This window comes from Pseudoalteromonas sp. MMG033, from assembly GCF_057197785.1.
Genome location: NZ_CM170070.1, coordinates 1,290,853 through 1,306,063 on the forward strand (window position 1 = coordinate 1,290,853; position 15,211 = coordinate 1,306,063).

Sequence of the window (15,211 nt, forward strand, 5' to 3'; positions counted from 1 at the left end):
ATTAAGCGTCTCTGTAAACTTCCGCTAAAATACTGTCCGCACCTTGGGCTAACAGCGCTTCTGCCAGCTCAATACCCAATGCTTCTGCATTGGCAATATCACCGGTGAGCTCTGCACGAAGGATTTGACTCCCGTCCACCGCGCCCACTAAACCACGTAAGTATAACTGGTCTTGTTGCAGCTCAGCATACGCACCGATAGGCACCTGACAGCCCCCTTCTAGACGTCGGTTCATCGCTCTTTCTGCAAGGACACGCGCTCTCGTTGCTGCATGCTCTAAAGGCGCTAACAACGCTTGGATGCGCGTATCATCGCTGCGACATTCAATGCCAACTGCACCTTGTCCATTAGCTGGAAGTGACTCTTCAACAGACACAAAACTTGCGATACGCTCTGGCATTTCCAAGCGGATCAGGCCTGCAGCGGCCAATATAATTGCGTCATACTCACCGGCATCTAATTTAGCCAAACGGGTATTTACATTGCCACGCAAATCCCTAATCACTAAATCAGGACGCGCTTCTCGGATCTGACATTGACGACGTAAACTGGAGGTGCCCACCACGGCACCTGCTGGCAATTCACTGATGTGCTTGTATTGATTAGACACGAACGCATCACGCGGATCTTCTCGTTCACAAATGGTGTGCAGTTCTAACCCGTCAGGAAAGTCCACCGGCACATCTTTCATTGAGTGCACGGCAATATCAGCACGCCCTTCTAGCATGGCTTGTTCTAGCTCTTTAACAAACAGACCTTTACCACCAATTTTAGCCAAAGGTGTATCCAAGATTTTATCGCCTTTGGTCGACATAGGCACTAACTCCACCGTCAGTGTGGGATGAAAGTGTTCTAATCGCGCTTTAACGTATTCTGCTTGCCAAAGTGCTAATGCGCTTTTACGTGTTGCAATGCGCACAGTATTTTTTGTATCTGTCATGTTTTGCCTTGTCGGCTCCTAAGGAGCCTTCGCTAAAATTCGAAATGATTTTTGTGCCAACAGTTGCCCACCTTGGGTGATCACTTCAACGCGCCATTCTCCCGTTTGGCTCGGCATAATATTTTTGCTCGAATACGTTCGGTATCTCGGCGTACTGACTGGCAACGTAATGTCCGCCATCAATTGGTCTTGATGAAACCACAAATGTTGCACCACTTCGCCTTGAAGCCCTTTGATCTCAGTAAAGAAAAATAACTTTTCTTGGAATCTATTCGGTTCAACTAGGTGTTTTAATACGTTAATTGGCTCGCGATTGTCGATACCTGACGTCAACACTGCACGGCTAATATGGCTCGTATCCACCTTGGCATTCAAGGCGACGCTCGCCACTTGCGCATCTGCTGCGAATTGCGTTTGAACATTATTTTGAGGTGGCTCAGTCACGGTCTCAACAGGCGCCTGTTGTGATTTTTCGGGCTCGATTGGAAGCTCCTCAATAGTAGGCTCTGTCATAATTTGAGCTGTAACTGGCTCAGCGCTCACTACCACTTCAGGTTCATCAACAACCGTAGGCATTTGAGCCACTTCACGCACCTCAACGTCTGACACACTTGGTTGGGCAATGGTAACATCATCAGCTGGCACAGGGGCTGCGCTCGCTGACATCGCGATTTGTGGCTCGGCTTCATCTGCATAAACGGAGGTAAACACACCATATGACAACGCAGTCACACCAAAACTTGCCACACATACCGCAGTAACAATACGCCGCCAATGATATTGATACCCGACGGTTTCAACACGGCGAGGCTGTGGATCAGCCCCTGTCATTTTTGTTTTGATCACTATTCGTTGAGTCATATGTATGTCCTATTCACTATGACAAGCGTGAGATTAGCCACGCTCGGATCGCTTTAAGCTCTTCGATGCACACTTGGTGCTCCATCGGATAATCCTGCCAGTTAACTTCGTAGCCTTGACTTACAAGGGCATCGTATGCAGTGCGCCCTGCTTGCATCGGTACCACTGGGTCGTGACTGCCATGCGCCATAAAAATATTCAGCGCAGTTTGTGTTGCCTCTGCGCTGAGCTTTTGCGGTGCGCACATGTACGTAGACAATGCCATTACACCTGCAAGGGTATGCGATAAGCGAGGCGCCAAATGTAAACTTATCACGCCGCCTTGTGAGAAACCTGCAAGAATAATTTTATCCGCAGGGATCCCTGCTGCAATTTCTTGCTCTATTAACTGTGCAACTGCTGCAGCAGATTCTCGAACACCCGTTTCATCTGCACGATTTTCAAGATCCATGCTTTTGATGTCATACCAAGCACGCATTTCCATGCCGCCGTTTACTGTCACTGGCTGTACTGGTGCATGAGGAAAAACAAACCGCACACCCAGTGAATCAGGTAAATCTAACTCTGGTGCTATCGGTAAAAAGCCATTACCTGAATCGCCTAATCCATGTAACCAGATCACCGTTGCCTTGTGCTGCGCTTTGGCAGCGTATTCTACAAATTCTAACATCAGTCGTGTTGCCACTCTATTTTTTGACCCGCTTGGCGTGTTGCTGCATCGGCCATAAATTGCCAAAACTCAGCGCCCGAGCGGTTATCTATCCATTTATCATCACGTAATTCAAAGTGATGGCCATTAAACTTAGTTGCTACCCAAACTTGATGCAGTGGTGCTTGCTTATTGATGATGATCTTAGAGCGATCAGCAAAGATGATTTCTAAAATACCGGAAGCAGATTCATAATCTAAATCAGCATCACAATCGTCGATCTGCTCTTCAATTGTTAACATTAACGCTTCGGCTAACTGATGATACTCGTTATCTGTCATGACTAATTCCTTAAATACGGCTAAGCGACAGCCAGCTTTCCCGATACAGGGAATAAATTTCAACCGCAAAAGCTGCTTTTTTCGCGAATTCTGTTACTCTGCGATTATAAAGGCACTGACATCATTAATCTAATGAAAGCGACATACACTCAATTTAGCTTACTTGCCCTAGCATTGACTAGCATCTTAACGTTAACAGCTTGCGGGCAACGTGGTCCACTGTATTTACCTGAAGACGCAGATAAAAACCGTGGCTCAACCACACAACAAACACCGCAGGAAAACAACAACGCTGACGAAAAGGATAAGTAAATGGACTTTTTCCAATATCAAGATAACGAACTGTACGCAGAGCAAGTTGCCGTTAAAGATATTGCCGCGCAATATGGTACACCGTGCTACGTCTATTCACGCAAAACTTTAGAGCGTCACTATCGCGCATTCACAGATGCCGCAGCAAGTCATAAACATCTCGTATGTTATGCAGTCAAAGCAAATAGTAATCTTGCGGTGCTCAATGTGCTGGCAAAGATGGGCGCAGGCTTTGACATTGTCTCCCAAGGGGAATTAGCGCGTGTATTAAAGGCAGGCGGTGATGCTAAAAAAGTGGTGTTTTCTGGTGTAGCAAAAACACCTCAAGAAATTACCTTTGCCCTTGAGCAAGGAATTAAGTGTTTTAATGTCGAGTCTCAAGCTGAACTTGAGCGCATCTCGGATATTGCCGCGCAGATGCAAGTGCAAGCGCCAGTCTCTATTCGTGTTAACCCAGATATCGATGCCAAAACCCATCCGTATATCTCTACTGGATTGAAAGAAAATAAGTTTGGTATTGATATCAAACAAGCATTTGACGTCTATCAATTGGCGTGTGCTTTACCGGGGATCAAGGTCGTTGGGGTAGATTTTCATATCGGCTCCCAACTCACCGAAGTAGAGCCGTTTTTAGCCGCATTAGATAAAGTATTAGACTTGGTTGATACCTTAAAATCTGCGGGGATCACGCTTCACCACTTAGATATTGGCGGTGGACTCGGGGTTCCTTATGATGGTGAAAAGCCACCTCACCCAAGTGCTTACGCCGCACAAGTCATCGCGCGATTAGCCTCGTACAGTGAGCTGGAACTGATTTTTGAGCCAGGCCGTGCCATTGCAGCCAATGCTGGCCTACTGGTGACTAAAGTTGAGTACTTGAAGCCTACAGCCGGCAAGCACTTTGCGATTGTTGATGCTGGTATGAACGACATGTTGCGTCCATCACTATACCAAGCGTGGCAAGAAATCATTGCCGTGAGTCCAAGAAATGATGGCACACCAGAACACCTCTATGATGTCGTAGGCCCAGTGTGTGAAACCGGTGATTTCATTGGTAAAGATAGAAGTTTAGCTATTTTACCGGGAGATTTACTTGCTCAGCGCAGCGCTGGTGCTTATGGTTTTACTATGAGCTCAAATTACAACTCACGCCCCAGAGTGGCAGAAATTATGGTCGATGGGGAGCGCACGCAAGTAGTGCGTGCAAGAGAGTCACTGGAGTCGCTCTGGCAAGGCGAAGCGTTACTTTCAGAATAATAACAGCGATCCTGTATCGCACTCAGCGGCTAAATAGTTAGGTAATATGTTTGTAAATTTTTCAAAAATGCATGGCTTAGGAAACGATTTTGTGGTGATTGATAACGTCACACAGAACGTTTTTTTGTCGCGTGATCAAATTAAAAAGCTCGCAGATAGACATTTTGGTATTGGCTTCGATCAATTATTACTGGTCGAGCCGCCTTATTCCCCAGATTTAGATTTCCATTATCGTATTTTTAATGCCGATGGCACAGAAGTCGAGCAATGTGGCAACGGTGCGCGCTGTTTTGCCCGATTTATTAGAATGAAAGGCCTCACCAACAAACATAAGGTCAGTGTCTCCACTAAGGGCGGAGACATTACCTTATATACAGAGAAAGATGGTCAGGTCACCGTCAATATGGGAACACCGCAATTCGCGCCACAAGATATTCCCTTCAAAGCACAACAAAGTGAGCTCACTTATGTGCTAAGAGCCAATGAGCACACCATTTTTTGTGGCGCAGTCTCCATGGGTAACCCACACTGTATCATCGAAGTTGATGATATAACTACCGCTGATGTCGATACTTTAGGACCGCTAATAGAGCACCATGAGCGCTTCCCAAAACGGACTAATGTCGGCTTTATGCAAATCATTAACCGAGAACATATCAAGCTTCGGGTATGGGAGCGTGGTGCACAAGAGACTTTAGCGTGCGGCAGCGGTGCATGTGGCGCAGTGGCTGTTGGCATTGCACAAGGCAAGTTAGCCGATACAGTGCGTGTTGACTTACCTGGTGGCACGTTACAAGTGCGCTGGAGTGGCGGTAATAAGCCCGTCAAAATGACAGGCCCTGCGGAACATGTTTTTGATGGACAGGTAGCAATATGAGCAACAACCCAACAAATTTGTCAGCCCAAGATGTGATGACATTTTTACAGCAAAATCCGGACTTTTTGCTTGAGCACCCATATTTACTTTTAGACATGAACCTGCATGTCCAGCACCAAGGTGCGCCCAACCTCGCCTTGATGCAGCAGCGCCTACTTCGCGAGGAAAATACCAAGCTCAAAAAACAAATCAGCACCATGATCGACTCAGCAAGAGAAAATGAACTCATTTTCAAATTGTTTAGTGATTGCCAACGTGCTCTATGGTACTGCAAGAACTTTCAAGAGTTGGCAGATATCCTCGCTGATACCTTATCGCAATCGCCGAAAATTTCCGTGTGTCAGCTGATCCCCTATGACACCACGTTAGAAGAGCTGGTGAGTAGACGTTTTAACAAGTTATCTCGCTATTTGGGGCGGCTAGATTTAGAAGAGCAAAAATTGCTATTCAGTGGCTTTGCCTGTCAATCTGTTGCCCTTTACCTACTTGGTCCAAGTGATAAGCCCACCGCAATTTTGGCCTTTGCCAGTGACTGTGCAGACCACTTTTCACCTGATAACGGTAATTTGTTTGTTAATGAACTGGTCTCTTCATTGCAAATACGGCTCAAGGAGCTCGCATGAGCGACATACCGCTCAGCGCTCAGTGGCAAACCCCTATTGACGACTTCATGGCCTATTTACGCTATGAAAAGCAATATTCAGCGCACACCTTAACGCAATATCAAACTCAGCTAACCTTAGCCGCACAGTTTTTCTCCCCCCATTGCCATGGCTGGTCGAGTGTCAGCAGCGAATTAATTAGACGCTTTTCAATGCAATTACGCGCACAACAATACAACCCTCGCAGCATTAACCTCAAGCTCAGCTGTATTCGTAGCCTCTATAAGTTTCTAAAAACTAAGCACGCAGATTCAGACAGTGTGCACGACCCTGCGGCAGCACAAAAAGGCCCGAAGTTTCAAAAGCCACTGCCAAAGAACCTCGATGTTGATCAAATGATGCAGCTACTCGATATCGAGGATGATGACGCATTAGCTGTTCGTGACAAAGCCATGATGGAACTCATGTATTCAAGTGGCCTGCGTATTAGTGAATTAGTGAATACCAACTTGTATGATATTCGTGACGGAGAGATCCGTGTATTGGGTAAAGGCAATAAAGAACGTGTGGTGCCTGTCGGCAGTAAAGCCCGCGAAGCCATTGACGCATGGTTAAAACTGCGTCCTATGTTTGCCCACGAGGAAGAGCTTGCTTTGTTTGTGAGTAGTCGCAAAACCCGTATTTCTGTCCGGCATGTGCGCGCGCGTATGAAGGAATGGGGCATAAAACAAGGGATCAGTGCCAACGTGCATCCGCACAAGTTACGCCACTCCTTTGCTAGCCATTTATTAGAGTCTAGTGGTGACCTGCGCGGGATCCAGGAAATGCTCGGGCACAGCAGCTTGTCTGCCACGCAAGTGTACACGCATGTCGATTTTCAGCATCTTGCCAAGGTGTACGATCAAGCCCACCCAAGAGCCAAGCAAAAAAAGCCTTAGCCAAGCGATACGTATTCGGGTTCACTCAGGCACTGCTTTTCGCTTACAATAAAAACATTGTTGTCCAACTTAACGTGCACTATGCGATTTAATCGAGCCATCTCACCTATTAAAGTCTTAAGCTTTGACCTAGACGACACACTTTACAATAACCACCCTATTATTCTCGGTGCAATCAAAGCCATGCACAGTTATCTGCAAGCCATCCCTGAATGGGCAGCCAAAGGCGGTGACTATTGGCTTGAGTGCAGACACCATATTGGTGAAACACAACCACACTTACAAAGTGATGTCACACAATGGAGAAAAGTTGCACTTGCTTATGGTTTGTCACAATTAAACTTAACAGCGGAAGAGATCACACGACATACGCATGGTGCCTATCAGGCATTTGCTGACGCCCGAAGTCAAATCACGGTTGCTGATTCTGTACTGACTCTGTTGGATAACTTAGCCCAAAAATACACCTTAGTTGCCATCACCAATGGTAATGTTGAGGTCGACAAGTTTAACTTAGCTGGCGTATTTAAAAAGGTATACTTAGCAGGGCCCGATGGTGAAGCAAAACCAAGCGATGCCCTTTTTCAGCGCGCCTGCCGTGATTTAGACATAGTGCCTGCACAGATCTTACATATTGGCGATAGTTTAGATACCGATGTACAGGGCGCGAACCATGCTGGCTGTCAAAGCGTATGGTTAAATAATCAAGATACCCCCTATGGCTACAAGGGCCTTGCGGATATTGAAATTTCAGATATCCACCAGCTTCAAGCGCTGTGTTAAGCATCAATCAGTGTGCTCAAATAACGATTACTCAACCAAAAGGTACCTTTATTTGGGCACTGTCAATTCGCAATTAGTCTGCTAAATTTGCATTCACAGTATAGATAACGTACTAATATTGGCTTTCAAATATAAAAACACAGAATCGGAAGTCATTATGTCATCTCACGAAGCAGCTTCTGCTGAGTCACCGGACAACAAGTTAGACACGGGTTTCTTCGGTCATCCACAAGGCCTCTCAACCCTATTTTTCACTGAAATGTGGGAGCGTATGAGCTACTACGGCATGCGCGCCTTGTTGGTCTTATTTATGACCGCAAGCCTACAAGAAGAAGGTCTTGCCTTCACCGTTGCCACAGCAACCGCGATTTATGGTTTGTACACAGGCGCAGTGTATTTCCTCGGCCTACCCGGCGGTTGGATAGCTGACCGCCTGCTTGGTGGTCAACGAACCGTGTGGTATGGCGGTATTATCATCATGCTCGGGCATATCGTGCTCGCTATTCCAGCCCAAAGTACGTTTTTCATCGGCCTCATTCTAGTGGCCATGGGTACAGGCTTATTAAAGCCCAATATCAGTGCTATGGTCGGCCAACTATACAGCAGTGAAGATGTGCGCCGCGACAGTGGCTACGCCATTTACTACATGGGCATTAATATCGGCTCGGTAATTGGCTACATGGTGTGTGGTTACTTTATGGAAAATGTCGGTTGGCACTGGGCCTTTGGCGCGGCGGCCGTGGGTATGGCAATCGGTCTTGTTCAGTATCGCATGACGCTTGGCAACATTGAAGGTGTCGGTGACAAGCCGAGTCACCCATTAACGCCCGCTGGCAGTAAAAATGCGTGGCTTGCAATCGGCGCTGTTCTAGCAGCAACCGCCGCGATTGTCGCACTGACTTATGCCGGCGTGATCGTTATCGAACCTGTGACGCTTGCACAATATGTTGCTGTTGCCTTTACTGTGATTTTCCTTGGCTATTATGGCTATATTTATTTTGCGGGCGACCTTGATGAGGGTGAAAAGAAAAAGCTATGGGCACTGTTTTTAGTCTGTGTGGCATCAGCGTGTTTTTGGTCAGGCTTCGAGCAAGCTGGCTCCTCTTTAAACCTATTCGCACAAGATTATACTGACCGAGTGATCGCTGGCTTTACCGTCCCGACTGCCTGGTTCCAATCTTCAAACTCATTCTTCATCATTATTTTATCGCCTTTCTTTGCCGCACTTTGGATCAACCTTGCCAAACGTATGATCACCCCTTCATACAGCCTTAAATGTGCAATTGGTCTGATCATAATGGCAACAGGATTTATTGTGATGTTTTTCGCTTCTCAATACGCGGCGCAAGGCTTAAAAGTAGCACCGATGTGGCTTATTACGACTTACTTCCTGCATACCGTCGGCGAGCTTTGTCTAAGCCCTGTGGCATTAAGTGCGGTCAGTAAGTTATCACCAAAGCGCTTTGCAGGCCAAATGATGGGGATATTTGTACTGACTTACTCTATCGGTAACATCATTTCAGGATTACTGGCGGGTAACTTTGACCCAGAGCAAGTGGATCAAATTCCAAACCTTTACCTACAGATCAGCTTGTTTGGTATCGGTGTCGGTATCCTTATTTTGCTATTTAGTTTTAGAGCGAAAATTTGGGAAGGCCAAACGCAGCAACCTACTGCATAACTTCATAAACAGATACGGCACTGGCGTGCCGTATCTCACCTTTCTTGGTTTTTATCTTTTATTTCACCGCATTTCCTCTTCAGTACGCGCCATGCTAGCGTTAAGATAAACAGGTGATAAAAAAGATGAGAAAACAATGAATAAAATTGTCGTTACAGGCGCCACTGGATTACTCGGGCGCGCACTAGTCAAGATACTGTCCCAATCAAATAACGTTATTGGCACAGGGTTTAGTAGAGCTAAGCCTCCCATCGAGCAACTTGATTTACATGACCAAGCATCCATAACCACATTTTTAGATACTCATCAGCCTAATGTTTTGGTGCATGCAGCCGCAGAGCGCAAACCCGACATTTGTGAAAACGATCATCAAGCCACCATAGCCTTGAACGTTCAAGCTGCAGAGTTTTTAGCACGCCAGTGTAAGGACCGAGACATTCAATTTGTGCTGATCAGCACTGATTATGTATTTAATGGACAGTCAGCGCCATATAATGAAAACGCTCAAAGATCGCCCGTGAATTTTTATGGCCAAAGTAAAGCACAGGCAGAGCAAGCTGTTTTGGCTGTTAGCCCACAGCATACCATTGTAAGAGTACCTGTTTTATATGGTGATGTAGAATACTTAGCCGAGTCAGCGGTCACCATCATTGCTGAGCAAGTACTGAAAAATCGCAGCAGTGCACATGACGACTGGGCGGTACGTTTTCCGACACATGTAGAGGATATCGCCCTGACTCTGAACGCTTTACTCGCTCAACCACGTGATAAGCAAAGCGGGATTTTTCATATCTCAGGAAATCAATCAATGACCAAATACGATATGGCCGTTCATATCGCCAAAGTATTAGATATTGATACAAGCGGGTTAGAAGCACTGCCTGAGCCTTCACAAACGGCAGCAAGACCCTATAACTGCGCGCTGCAAGATACACGATTAAATACCATGAACATTATACATCAACGTGATTTTGCCACGGCACTCGCCAAAGTGCTCAGTCAGCATACAAGTTAATTACTTCAAAGGAGCACATGGTTATGCGGTATTTACTTCAGCTTTTACTGATGTGCTCTTTATCCCTCAATGTCTATTTAGAGTGGCAGCGCCCAGAGTCTATTTTAAAGAGCCTTTTACGTACTGATAATAATCCGCCCCACACAATATTGGCCATGAATGACGCCTCAATAACCGCGCCTTCAACCCGTGCAGTATCGACAGCAATTAATCCATTAGCTTTGGCCAAACAACACTTTAATCGCGGTGACATACTGACCGCCATTTCACTTTGGGAAAACACGCCGAATCCACTTTCGCACATACAACAGGTGCATGTTTGGCTGAGGCAATTAGGAGAAGGGCTAGATCGTCAAAGCACTCAGCAGCGGTCTGATACCTTGTTATTTGTACAACGAATTTTAGCTTTAAAGCCCAACGACTTTATCGCTTTGCAGTTAGAAGCCGATGTTTATCTTGCTCTTGATGAGCACAACGAAGCCATATATCGATACCTCAAATTACTCCACCTTTACCCTGAATATACACAACTGCAAGATATTCTCACGCAGTTAATTGCACAGCAGCTAAAGCAACTTAAAACACAAAGCAATTGGCATGAAATCATTAGCCAAGGCCAGATATGGCTCAGTGAACAGCCCAACAGTATGGTTATTGTTGCGGCCATCGTTGAAGCACATTTGGCGCTTAACAATACCGTAGAAGCAGAGTTATTACTCGCGCAACTGAGCACTCAGCAGTTACAGCACCAAGCCATTGCACCACTTAAAGCTAGACTTGATAACGCGACACAACAAGTTGAGCGCATTCCACTTATACGTCACGGTGAGCATTACGTATTAAATGCCAAAATTGCCGGTCAAGATATTGCATTAATGATAGATACAGGTGCAAGTGTCACCGCCTTAACCGCAGCACAATTTGAACAGCTCGCCTATGATGTTGATTATATCAATTCAAGGCGTGTCAGTACTGCTAACGGCATTACAGAAGTCCCCTTTTACCAAAGTGCGGGTATCCAGATTGGCACCAAACAAAAAACGCCATTCGAATTTGGTGTAATGGAACAATCACATTATGGGCCTGGGTTATTAGGGATGAATTTTTTGCGTCATTTTGAGTTTGAGATAGATCAGCACACAGCGGAGCTGATTTTAAAACCGAGATAAGCGACTAAGCATAAAAAGCCAGTGAACTAACTGGATAGTCGCTTATTCATAAAGGTCAGCTCAAGTGGTGCAGCTAGGCACGCCATCTCGGTGATCTGGTCCACTTCAACCCCATTGCTAGAGACATGTACAATATCAAAACAAGTCGACATGCGATCAATAAAGGCTTCAACTTGGCACGTACTATCAGGTAAAGGTGATAACTCAATCGTCACCACACTGAGCATATCTTGTAATGAAATAATATCCTCAAGCAAATGAGATTGCTCACAGCCCATCCTGATATTTAACATGGTCGCATTGTCATCTAGCGTGCCATAAACAGCAATCAAGGTTTCCAAACTAATGTCTAACTCATTGGTTTGATTGCTCACTCGGCGACGTACTAAACGGGTATGACTGCTGTAAAAGGTATAAAGCAATACTTGATTAAGTATCGTCTGCGCATGCCGTTTGCTTTGCTTTAATTTGCCCATCAAAGCGCTGTGCAATGACTTCAAACCACTGCCGAATGCTTCACTCAGCACAGATGATAAGCTCAGCTTATGATCGACCGCCACCACTTTACAGTCAGGGTTTAAGGCCTGAAACGCTCTATCGAAGCGCCAATTATCATTTACACCCAATGACAGTAATGTTTTAGTTTTTGAAATTGCACGAGCGGGGATCAGGTGACCACGTTCGTGTGGTTCACCTACTCGCACAAGATCACTACGCTGACTTAAATGCCGCTGTAATTTATTGATCTCCACAACAAGTAACACCAAGTTAACCCAAGTTACATTAAGTGTAACCTCAAAACGCATGATTGTTTTAATAAAGTGTGAAAAAAAATAAAAATGAAGTTATTTATAAAAATGAATGACGCGCAATTTAAAAATAAAAAACTTAAAAGGCAATAACTTACAAAAAATAGATAAATATCAGTATTCAATATTATCGTATAGTTTTTATGTCGAACATGTGTAAAAAAGCATACATTGTTTCAACATTAACCTAATAAAGCTTATTATCGCCAAAGGGAACTTCGAGCTGATTACTGCCTTGCCTCAGCGGTTGCCCAATCATTTCGTCATAGGCACTTTGATGGCGCAATGTCATTGCCTTGTATGGTAAATGTTGAATCATCTTTTGCAGTGCTAACGGGTTGTGCGCCTTGATGGCTTGTCCTTTGGCATCCACCACTACATACTCTGTGTCCCCCAAACACACCGTTAGTTGATACAGTGCCTGCTCGAGCGAATTAGCAACAAATTTATCTATCATGGGTTTATCTGCGAGCGCAGCGAGCGTGATTTTCATTTTTAGCCTCCAAATTAACCTTATACGTAAGATTTCATCGTCAGGTTTAGTGCCAATACATATGCCAATAATTTTGCTATCATGCCAGCTTGCCTTGTTACTAAAAAGTGCCCATGAGCGAACCAATTAATCCCCCTCCCATGCGCTTAGCTAAATACCTCAGCCACTGTGGTGTCTGCTCAAGGCGTCAAGCATCGAGACTCATTGAACAAGGCGTAGTGCAAGTCAATGGTCGCCCAGCCAATCATATTGATCACGTCACTGAGCAAGACGAAATACACGTCGAAGGCAAAAAAATTACAGGACTGGCACCTAAACTCCTGTTTATGTATCACAAACCTGTGGGCGTAGACTGCAAACTAAATGAGCAAGACCCTGCAAGTTTAGTCCATCACCTACCAAAGGGCGCACGTGTTTATCCGATAGGTCGATTAGACAAAGATAGCCGCGGCTTACTGCTGCTAACCAATGATGGAGAGTTGTGTCATGCACTGATCCATCCGGATCAACATCAAGAGAAAGAATATAGAGTGACCGTTGATAGAGAAATTGATGAGAGTTTTTGCCAAAAAATGTCGCAAGGTGTGCCAGTAGATGGGCAGCTGACGTTACCCTGCTCAGTCAAGAAAGTTGCCAGCAAGACCTTTATCATCATTTTAAAACAAGGCCTCAATAGACAAATAAGAAAAATGGCGAAATACTGCGACCGCCGTGTTGTCGACCTACATCGAACTCGCATCGCTAACCTAACGCTTGACGCACATGCATTACCCGAGGGGCAATATCGTCAAATCGCCATCAGTGATTTGACCTTGCAAACATCTCAGTGACAGTTACAAGCACATCACTATCATGGTAATAGGACAAAGTATGCCAACGGTCCAACTCAGAGAACGCAGTAGATCCAAGTCCGTCCAATAAAACACACAGTACAAGCAGCGCGCAATAATATGCGCGATAGCCAAACTTTGAATTGCACTGCCTGTAGTCTCTGTAGAGAGGGTAACAGCAACAGCGACTCCAAACACGATTAAAGACTCAAAGCAGTTATAATGCGCCGCCACAGCACGGGCACCTAATCCAGATAATTGACCTTGCTGAGCTCTGGGCTGCTTGTTGTCATAGCCACCCGCTTTATTGGCCGCAATGATAATCGGTATCTTAGCTGCATAAGGCAAAATCACCGCAATTAACGCACATATAATAATGACGGTCATGGTCACTCCTTGAGTTTGAACTAGGTGCTATTTATTCTCGTTTTATCGTCTAGTTGAAATACACACTAGGTCAGATAATGTACAGACATTTAGGCGGGAAATAAAGCCACTCTAATACACGTTAGTGGCTTTATGAGTAACATCGAATACAGTATAGGCAATTTGTAAAAAGAGTACACTGTGACAGACTGTCGCAGTGTGCTCGTCCCCTAGTGATATGTTCAACATCACGAAAATTCATTATGATTCAGCACCATAAAATAGTAGTTTAATAAAAAACTCATTTATTCAAGGTCGATTATGGGGTGGATTTTATTTACCTGTCTTGCCGCTATGAGCCAAGCTTGGCGCAATGCGCTGCAAAGTAAGCTGAGTCAACATGCCAGCGTAAGTATGGTGACGCTTGCCCGATTTATCTTTGCTACCCCAATTGCCGGTTTGTATTTATATGTGTTGTATCTATTTGAGCCTGCACCACCTCTGTCCCCTTCGCAACCGCTTATCATCTACATACTCGCGGCAAGCTTTATGCAAATCATCGCCACCGCATTGATGGTCGTATTATTCAAACAAAAAAACTTTGCAATTGGCGCAGGGCTAGCAAAAAGTGAAGCATTAATGGCCGCGATATTAAGCATGCTATTTTTTGGTTCGGCACTGACATGGTTAGGCTGGATAGGCGTGCTTATCGGCGGCGCTGCCGTATTGCTGCTCAGTGGGTTTAGCTTTAAACAGTTCAATTTCAAAACTGCCTGCCTCGGGCTGTTATGTGGTACATGTTTTGCGCTAACTTCGTTATGGGTGAGAGAGGCATCTCTTGCATCCGGCTTACCATTTCCGCACAGCGCAGGCTGGGTTTTACTCTGTGTCCTAAGTTGCCAAACACTTATTCTGTCATTATATATCGGTATCACAGAACCCAAGGCGTGGCAGACGCTTAAATCACACCTATTTATGGTGTTACTGATTAGCACAAGCAGTTGCATCGGCTCTATTGGTTGGTTTAGCGCAATGAGTCTTCAACATGTCGCCTATGTCAAAACATTGGGGCAAATTGAAGTCTTTTTTACCCTCTTGATTGCGACATTTTGGCTTAAATCACCACCTAAAAAGCGCGATACACTCGGTCTTTGCTTAATTGCTTTGGCAGCCATACTGGTGATGATGGGCGATATACTCTGAGGTAAAAATACCAAGACACGAGCCACAGTTGAGAGTCCGCCAGCAACAATTGTTCAGCAGGTGATCCTTCTCCTATACTCAACTA

General features: G+C 45.3%; 18 protein-coding genes. 11 read left to right on the forward strand and 7 right to left on the reverse strand.

All coding sequences use genetic code 11. The features are described from left to right. Position 1 precedes the first annotated feature (1 nt). Genes hemC through cyaY form a run of 4 tightly spaced genes read right to left on the reverse strand, consistent with a single transcriptional unit; the run spans position 2 to position 2,791 of the window. Positions 2-940, reverse strand: a complete 939-nt coding sequence (hemC, locus tag AC2CZC_RS05665; protein ID WP_484584117.1) for a hydroxymethylbilane synthase — start codon at positions 938-940, stop codon at positions 2-4. Positions 941-958: 18 nt separating this feature from the next. Further along, complete coding sequence (locus AC2CZC_RS05670) at positions 959-1,801, reverse strand: DUF2914 domain-containing protein (protein ID WP_484584118.1); 843 nt, start codon at positions 1,799-1,801, stop codon at positions 959-961. A gap of 16 nt (positions 1,802-1,817) precedes the next feature. Then, entirely contained in the window at positions 1,818-2,471 is a 654-nt protein-coding gene (locus tag AC2CZC_RS05675; protein WP_484584119.1) for an alpha/beta hydrolase, read from the reverse strand. Next, positions 2,471-2,791: an iron donor protein CyaY gene (gene cyaY, locus AC2CZC_RS05680; RefSeq protein ID WP_046354930.1), complete on the reverse strand. Its 321-nt coding sequence runs from the start codon at positions 2,789-2,791 to the stop codon at positions 2,471-2,473. Before cyaY ends, AC2CZC_RS05675 begins: the two co-directional genes overlap by 1 nt. Positions 2,792-2,923: 132 nt before the next feature. Here cyaY and lptM point away from each other — a divergent pair, with 132 nt between their 5' ends. The 9 genes from lptM (at position 2,924) to AC2CZC_RS05725 (ending at position 11,425) form a co-directional block, all read left to right on the forward strand. Next, positions 2,924-3,103 carry an LPS translocon maturation chaperone LptM gene (gene lptM / locus AC2CZC_RS05685; RefSeq protein WP_063360891.1) on the forward strand — a complete coding sequence of 60 codons (180 nt, stop codon included), beginning with the start codon at positions 2,924-2,926 and terminating at the stop codon, positions 3,101-3,103. Further along, a complete protein-coding gene (gene lysA / locus AC2CZC_RS05690; protein WP_484584120.1) occupies positions 3,104-4,360 on the forward strand; it encodes a diaminopimelate decarboxylase in 1,257 nt (418 codons plus the stop codon). A gap of 46 nt (positions 4,361-4,406) precedes the next feature. Continuing rightward, entirely contained in the window at positions 4,407-5,237 is an 831-nt protein-coding gene (gene dapF / locus AC2CZC_RS05695; RefSeq protein ID WP_484584121.1) for a diaminopimelate epimerase, read from the forward strand. Further along, positions 5,234-5,860: a DUF484 family protein gene (locus AC2CZC_RS05700; RefSeq protein ID WP_063360888.1), complete on the forward strand. Its 627-nt coding sequence runs from the start codon at positions 5,234-5,236 to the stop codon at positions 5,858-5,860. The genes dapF and AC2CZC_RS05700 overlap by 4 nt, the downstream gene beginning before the upstream one ends. Beyond that, positions 5,857-6,777, forward strand: a complete 921-nt coding sequence (locus AC2CZC_RS05705) for a tyrosine recombinase XerC (RefSeq protein ID WP_484584122.1) — start codon at positions 5,857-5,859, stop codon at positions 6,775-6,777. Before AC2CZC_RS05700 ends, AC2CZC_RS05705 begins: the two co-directional genes overlap by 4 nt. 81 nt (positions 6,778-6,858) lie before the next feature. Then, positions 6,859-7,560, forward strand: a complete 702-nt coding sequence (locus AC2CZC_RS05710) for an HAD-IA family hydrolase (RefSeq protein WP_484584123.1) — start codon at positions 6,859-6,861, stop codon at positions 7,558-7,560. 157 nt (positions 7,561-7,717) lie between these two features. Continuing rightward, the gene (locus AC2CZC_RS05715) at positions 7,718-9,241 is read left to right on the forward strand and encodes a peptide MFS transporter (RefSeq protein WP_484584124.1); all 1,524 of its coding nucleotides are present in this window, start codon (positions 7,718-7,720) and stop codon (positions 9,239-9,241) included. Between the two features lie 136 nt (positions 9,242-9,377). Then, positions 9,378-10,256 (forward strand): dTDP-4-dehydrorhamnose reductase family protein, encoded by an 879-nt coding sequence (locus AC2CZC_RS05720; RefSeq protein WP_484584125.1) that lies wholly within the window; start codon positions 9,378-9,380, stop codon positions 10,254-10,256. 23 nt (positions 10,257-10,279) lie between these two features. Beyond that, complete coding sequence (locus AC2CZC_RS05725; protein WP_484584126.1) at positions 10,280-11,425, forward strand: TIGR02281 family clan AA aspartic protease; 1,146 nt, start codon at positions 10,280-10,282, stop codon at positions 11,423-11,425. Between the two features lie 26 nt (positions 11,426-11,451). Here the strand turns inward: AC2CZC_RS05725 and AC2CZC_RS05730 are convergent, their stop codons facing one another. Both AC2CZC_RS05730 and AC2CZC_RS05735 read right to left on the reverse strand, forming a co-directional pair. After that, positions 11,452-12,231: a hypothetical protein gene (locus AC2CZC_RS05730; RefSeq protein ID WP_484584127.1), complete on the reverse strand. Its 780-nt coding sequence runs from the start codon at positions 12,229-12,231 to the stop codon at positions 11,452-11,454. A gap of 190 nt (positions 12,232-12,421) precedes the next feature. Beyond that, positions 12,422-12,727, reverse strand: coding sequence for a DUF6482 family protein (locus AC2CZC_RS05735; protein ID WP_484584128.1), 306 nt, complete (start codon positions 12,725-12,727; stop codon positions 12,422-12,424). A 113-nt stretch (positions 12,728-12,840) separates the two neighbouring features. Here AC2CZC_RS05735 and AC2CZC_RS05740 point away from each other — a divergent pair, with 113 nt between their 5' ends. Next, positions 12,841-13,557: a pseudouridine synthase gene (locus tag AC2CZC_RS05740; protein WP_484584129.1), complete on the forward strand. Its 717-nt coding sequence runs from the start codon at positions 12,841-12,843 to the stop codon at positions 13,555-13,557. 3 nt (positions 13,558-13,560) lie between these two features. Here the strand turns inward: AC2CZC_RS05740 and AC2CZC_RS05745 are convergent, their stop codons facing one another. Further along, positions 13,561-13,944 carry an MAPEG family protein gene (locus AC2CZC_RS05745; protein WP_484584130.1) on the reverse strand — a complete coding sequence of 128 codons (384 nt, stop codon included), beginning with the start codon at positions 13,942-13,944 and terminating at the stop codon, positions 13,561-13,563. A gap of 300 nt (positions 13,945-14,244) precedes the next feature. Between AC2CZC_RS05745 and AC2CZC_RS05750 the strand changes: the two genes are divergently transcribed. Beyond that, positions 14,245-15,126 carry a DMT family transporter gene (locus AC2CZC_RS05750; RefSeq protein WP_484584131.1) on the forward strand — a complete coding sequence of 294 codons (882 nt, stop codon included), beginning with the start codon at positions 14,245-14,247 and terminating at the stop codon, positions 15,124-15,126. Positions 15,127-15,211: the final 85 nt, after the last annotated feature.

What these genes read in the sequence shown, in the direction of transcription:
- AC2CZC_RS05735 (WP_484584128.1), bottom strand. Translation starts at nt 12,727, where the DNA reads ATGAAAATCACGCTCGCTGCGCTCGCAGATAAACCCATGATAGATAAA.
- AC2CZC_RS05745 (WP_484584130.1), bottom strand. Translation starts at nt 13,944, where the DNA reads ATGACCGTCATTATTATATGTGCGTTAATTGCGGTGATTTTGCCTTAT.
- lptM (WP_063360891.1), top strand. Translation starts at nt 2,924, where the DNA reads ATGAAAGCGACATACACTCAATTTAGCTTACTTGCCCTAGCATTGACT.
- AC2CZC_RS05700 (WP_063360888.1), top strand. Translation starts at nt 5,234, where the DNA reads ATGAGCAACAACCCAACAAATTTGTCAGCCCAAGATGTGATGACATTT.
- dapF (WP_484584121.1), top strand. Translation starts at nt 4,407, where the DNA reads ATGTTTGTAAATTTTTCAAAAATGCATGGCTTAGGAAACGATTTTGTG.
- AC2CZC_RS05730 (WP_484584127.1), bottom strand. Translation starts at nt 12,231, where the DNA reads ATGCGTTTTGAGGTTACACTTAATGTAACTTGGGTTAACTTGGTGTTA.
- AC2CZC_RS05675 (WP_484584119.1), bottom strand. Translation starts at nt 2,471, where the DNA reads ATGTTAGAATTTGTAGAATACGCTGCCAAAGCGCAGCACAAGGCAACG.
- hemC (WP_484584117.1), bottom strand. Translation starts at nt 940, where the DNA reads ATGACAGATACAAAAAATACTGTGCGCATTGCAACACGTAAAAGCGCA.
- AC2CZC_RS05715 (WP_484584124.1), top strand. Translation starts at nt 7,718, where the DNA reads ATGTCATCTCACGAAGCAGCTTCTGCTGAGTCACCGGACAACAAGTTA.
- AC2CZC_RS05710 (WP_484584123.1), top strand. Translation starts at nt 6,859, where the DNA reads ATGCGATTTAATCGAGCCATCTCACCTATTAAAGTCTTAAGCTTTGAC.
- cyaY (WP_046354930.1), bottom strand. Translation starts at nt 2,791, where the DNA reads ATGACAGATAACGAGTATCATCAGTTAGCCGAAGCGTTAATGTTAACA.
- AC2CZC_RS05740 (WP_484584129.1), top strand. Translation starts at nt 12,841, where the DNA reads ATGAGCGAACCAATTAATCCCCCTCCCATGCGCTTAGCTAAATACCTC.
- lysA (WP_484584120.1), top strand. Translation starts at nt 3,104, where the DNA reads ATGGACTTTTTCCAATATCAAGATAACGAACTGTACGCAGAGCAAGTT.
- AC2CZC_RS05705 (WP_484584122.1), top strand. Translation starts at nt 5,857, where the DNA reads ATGAGCGACATACCGCTCAGCGCTCAGTGGCAAACCCCTATTGACGAC.
- AC2CZC_RS05750 (WP_484584131.1), top strand. Translation starts at nt 14,245, where the DNA reads ATGGGGTGGATTTTATTTACCTGTCTTGCCGCTATGAGCCAAGCTTGG.
- AC2CZC_RS05670 (WP_484584118.1), bottom strand. Translation starts at nt 1,801, where the DNA reads ATGACTCAACGAATAGTGATCAAAACAAAAATGACAGGGGCTGATCCA.
- AC2CZC_RS05725 (WP_484584126.1), top strand. Translation starts at nt 10,280, where the DNA reads ATGCGGTATTTACTTCAGCTTTTACTGATGTGCTCTTTATCCCTCAAT.
- AC2CZC_RS05720 (WP_484584125.1), top strand. Translation starts at nt 9,378, where the DNA reads ATGAATAAAATTGTCGTTACAGGCGCCACTGGATTACTCGGGCGCGCA.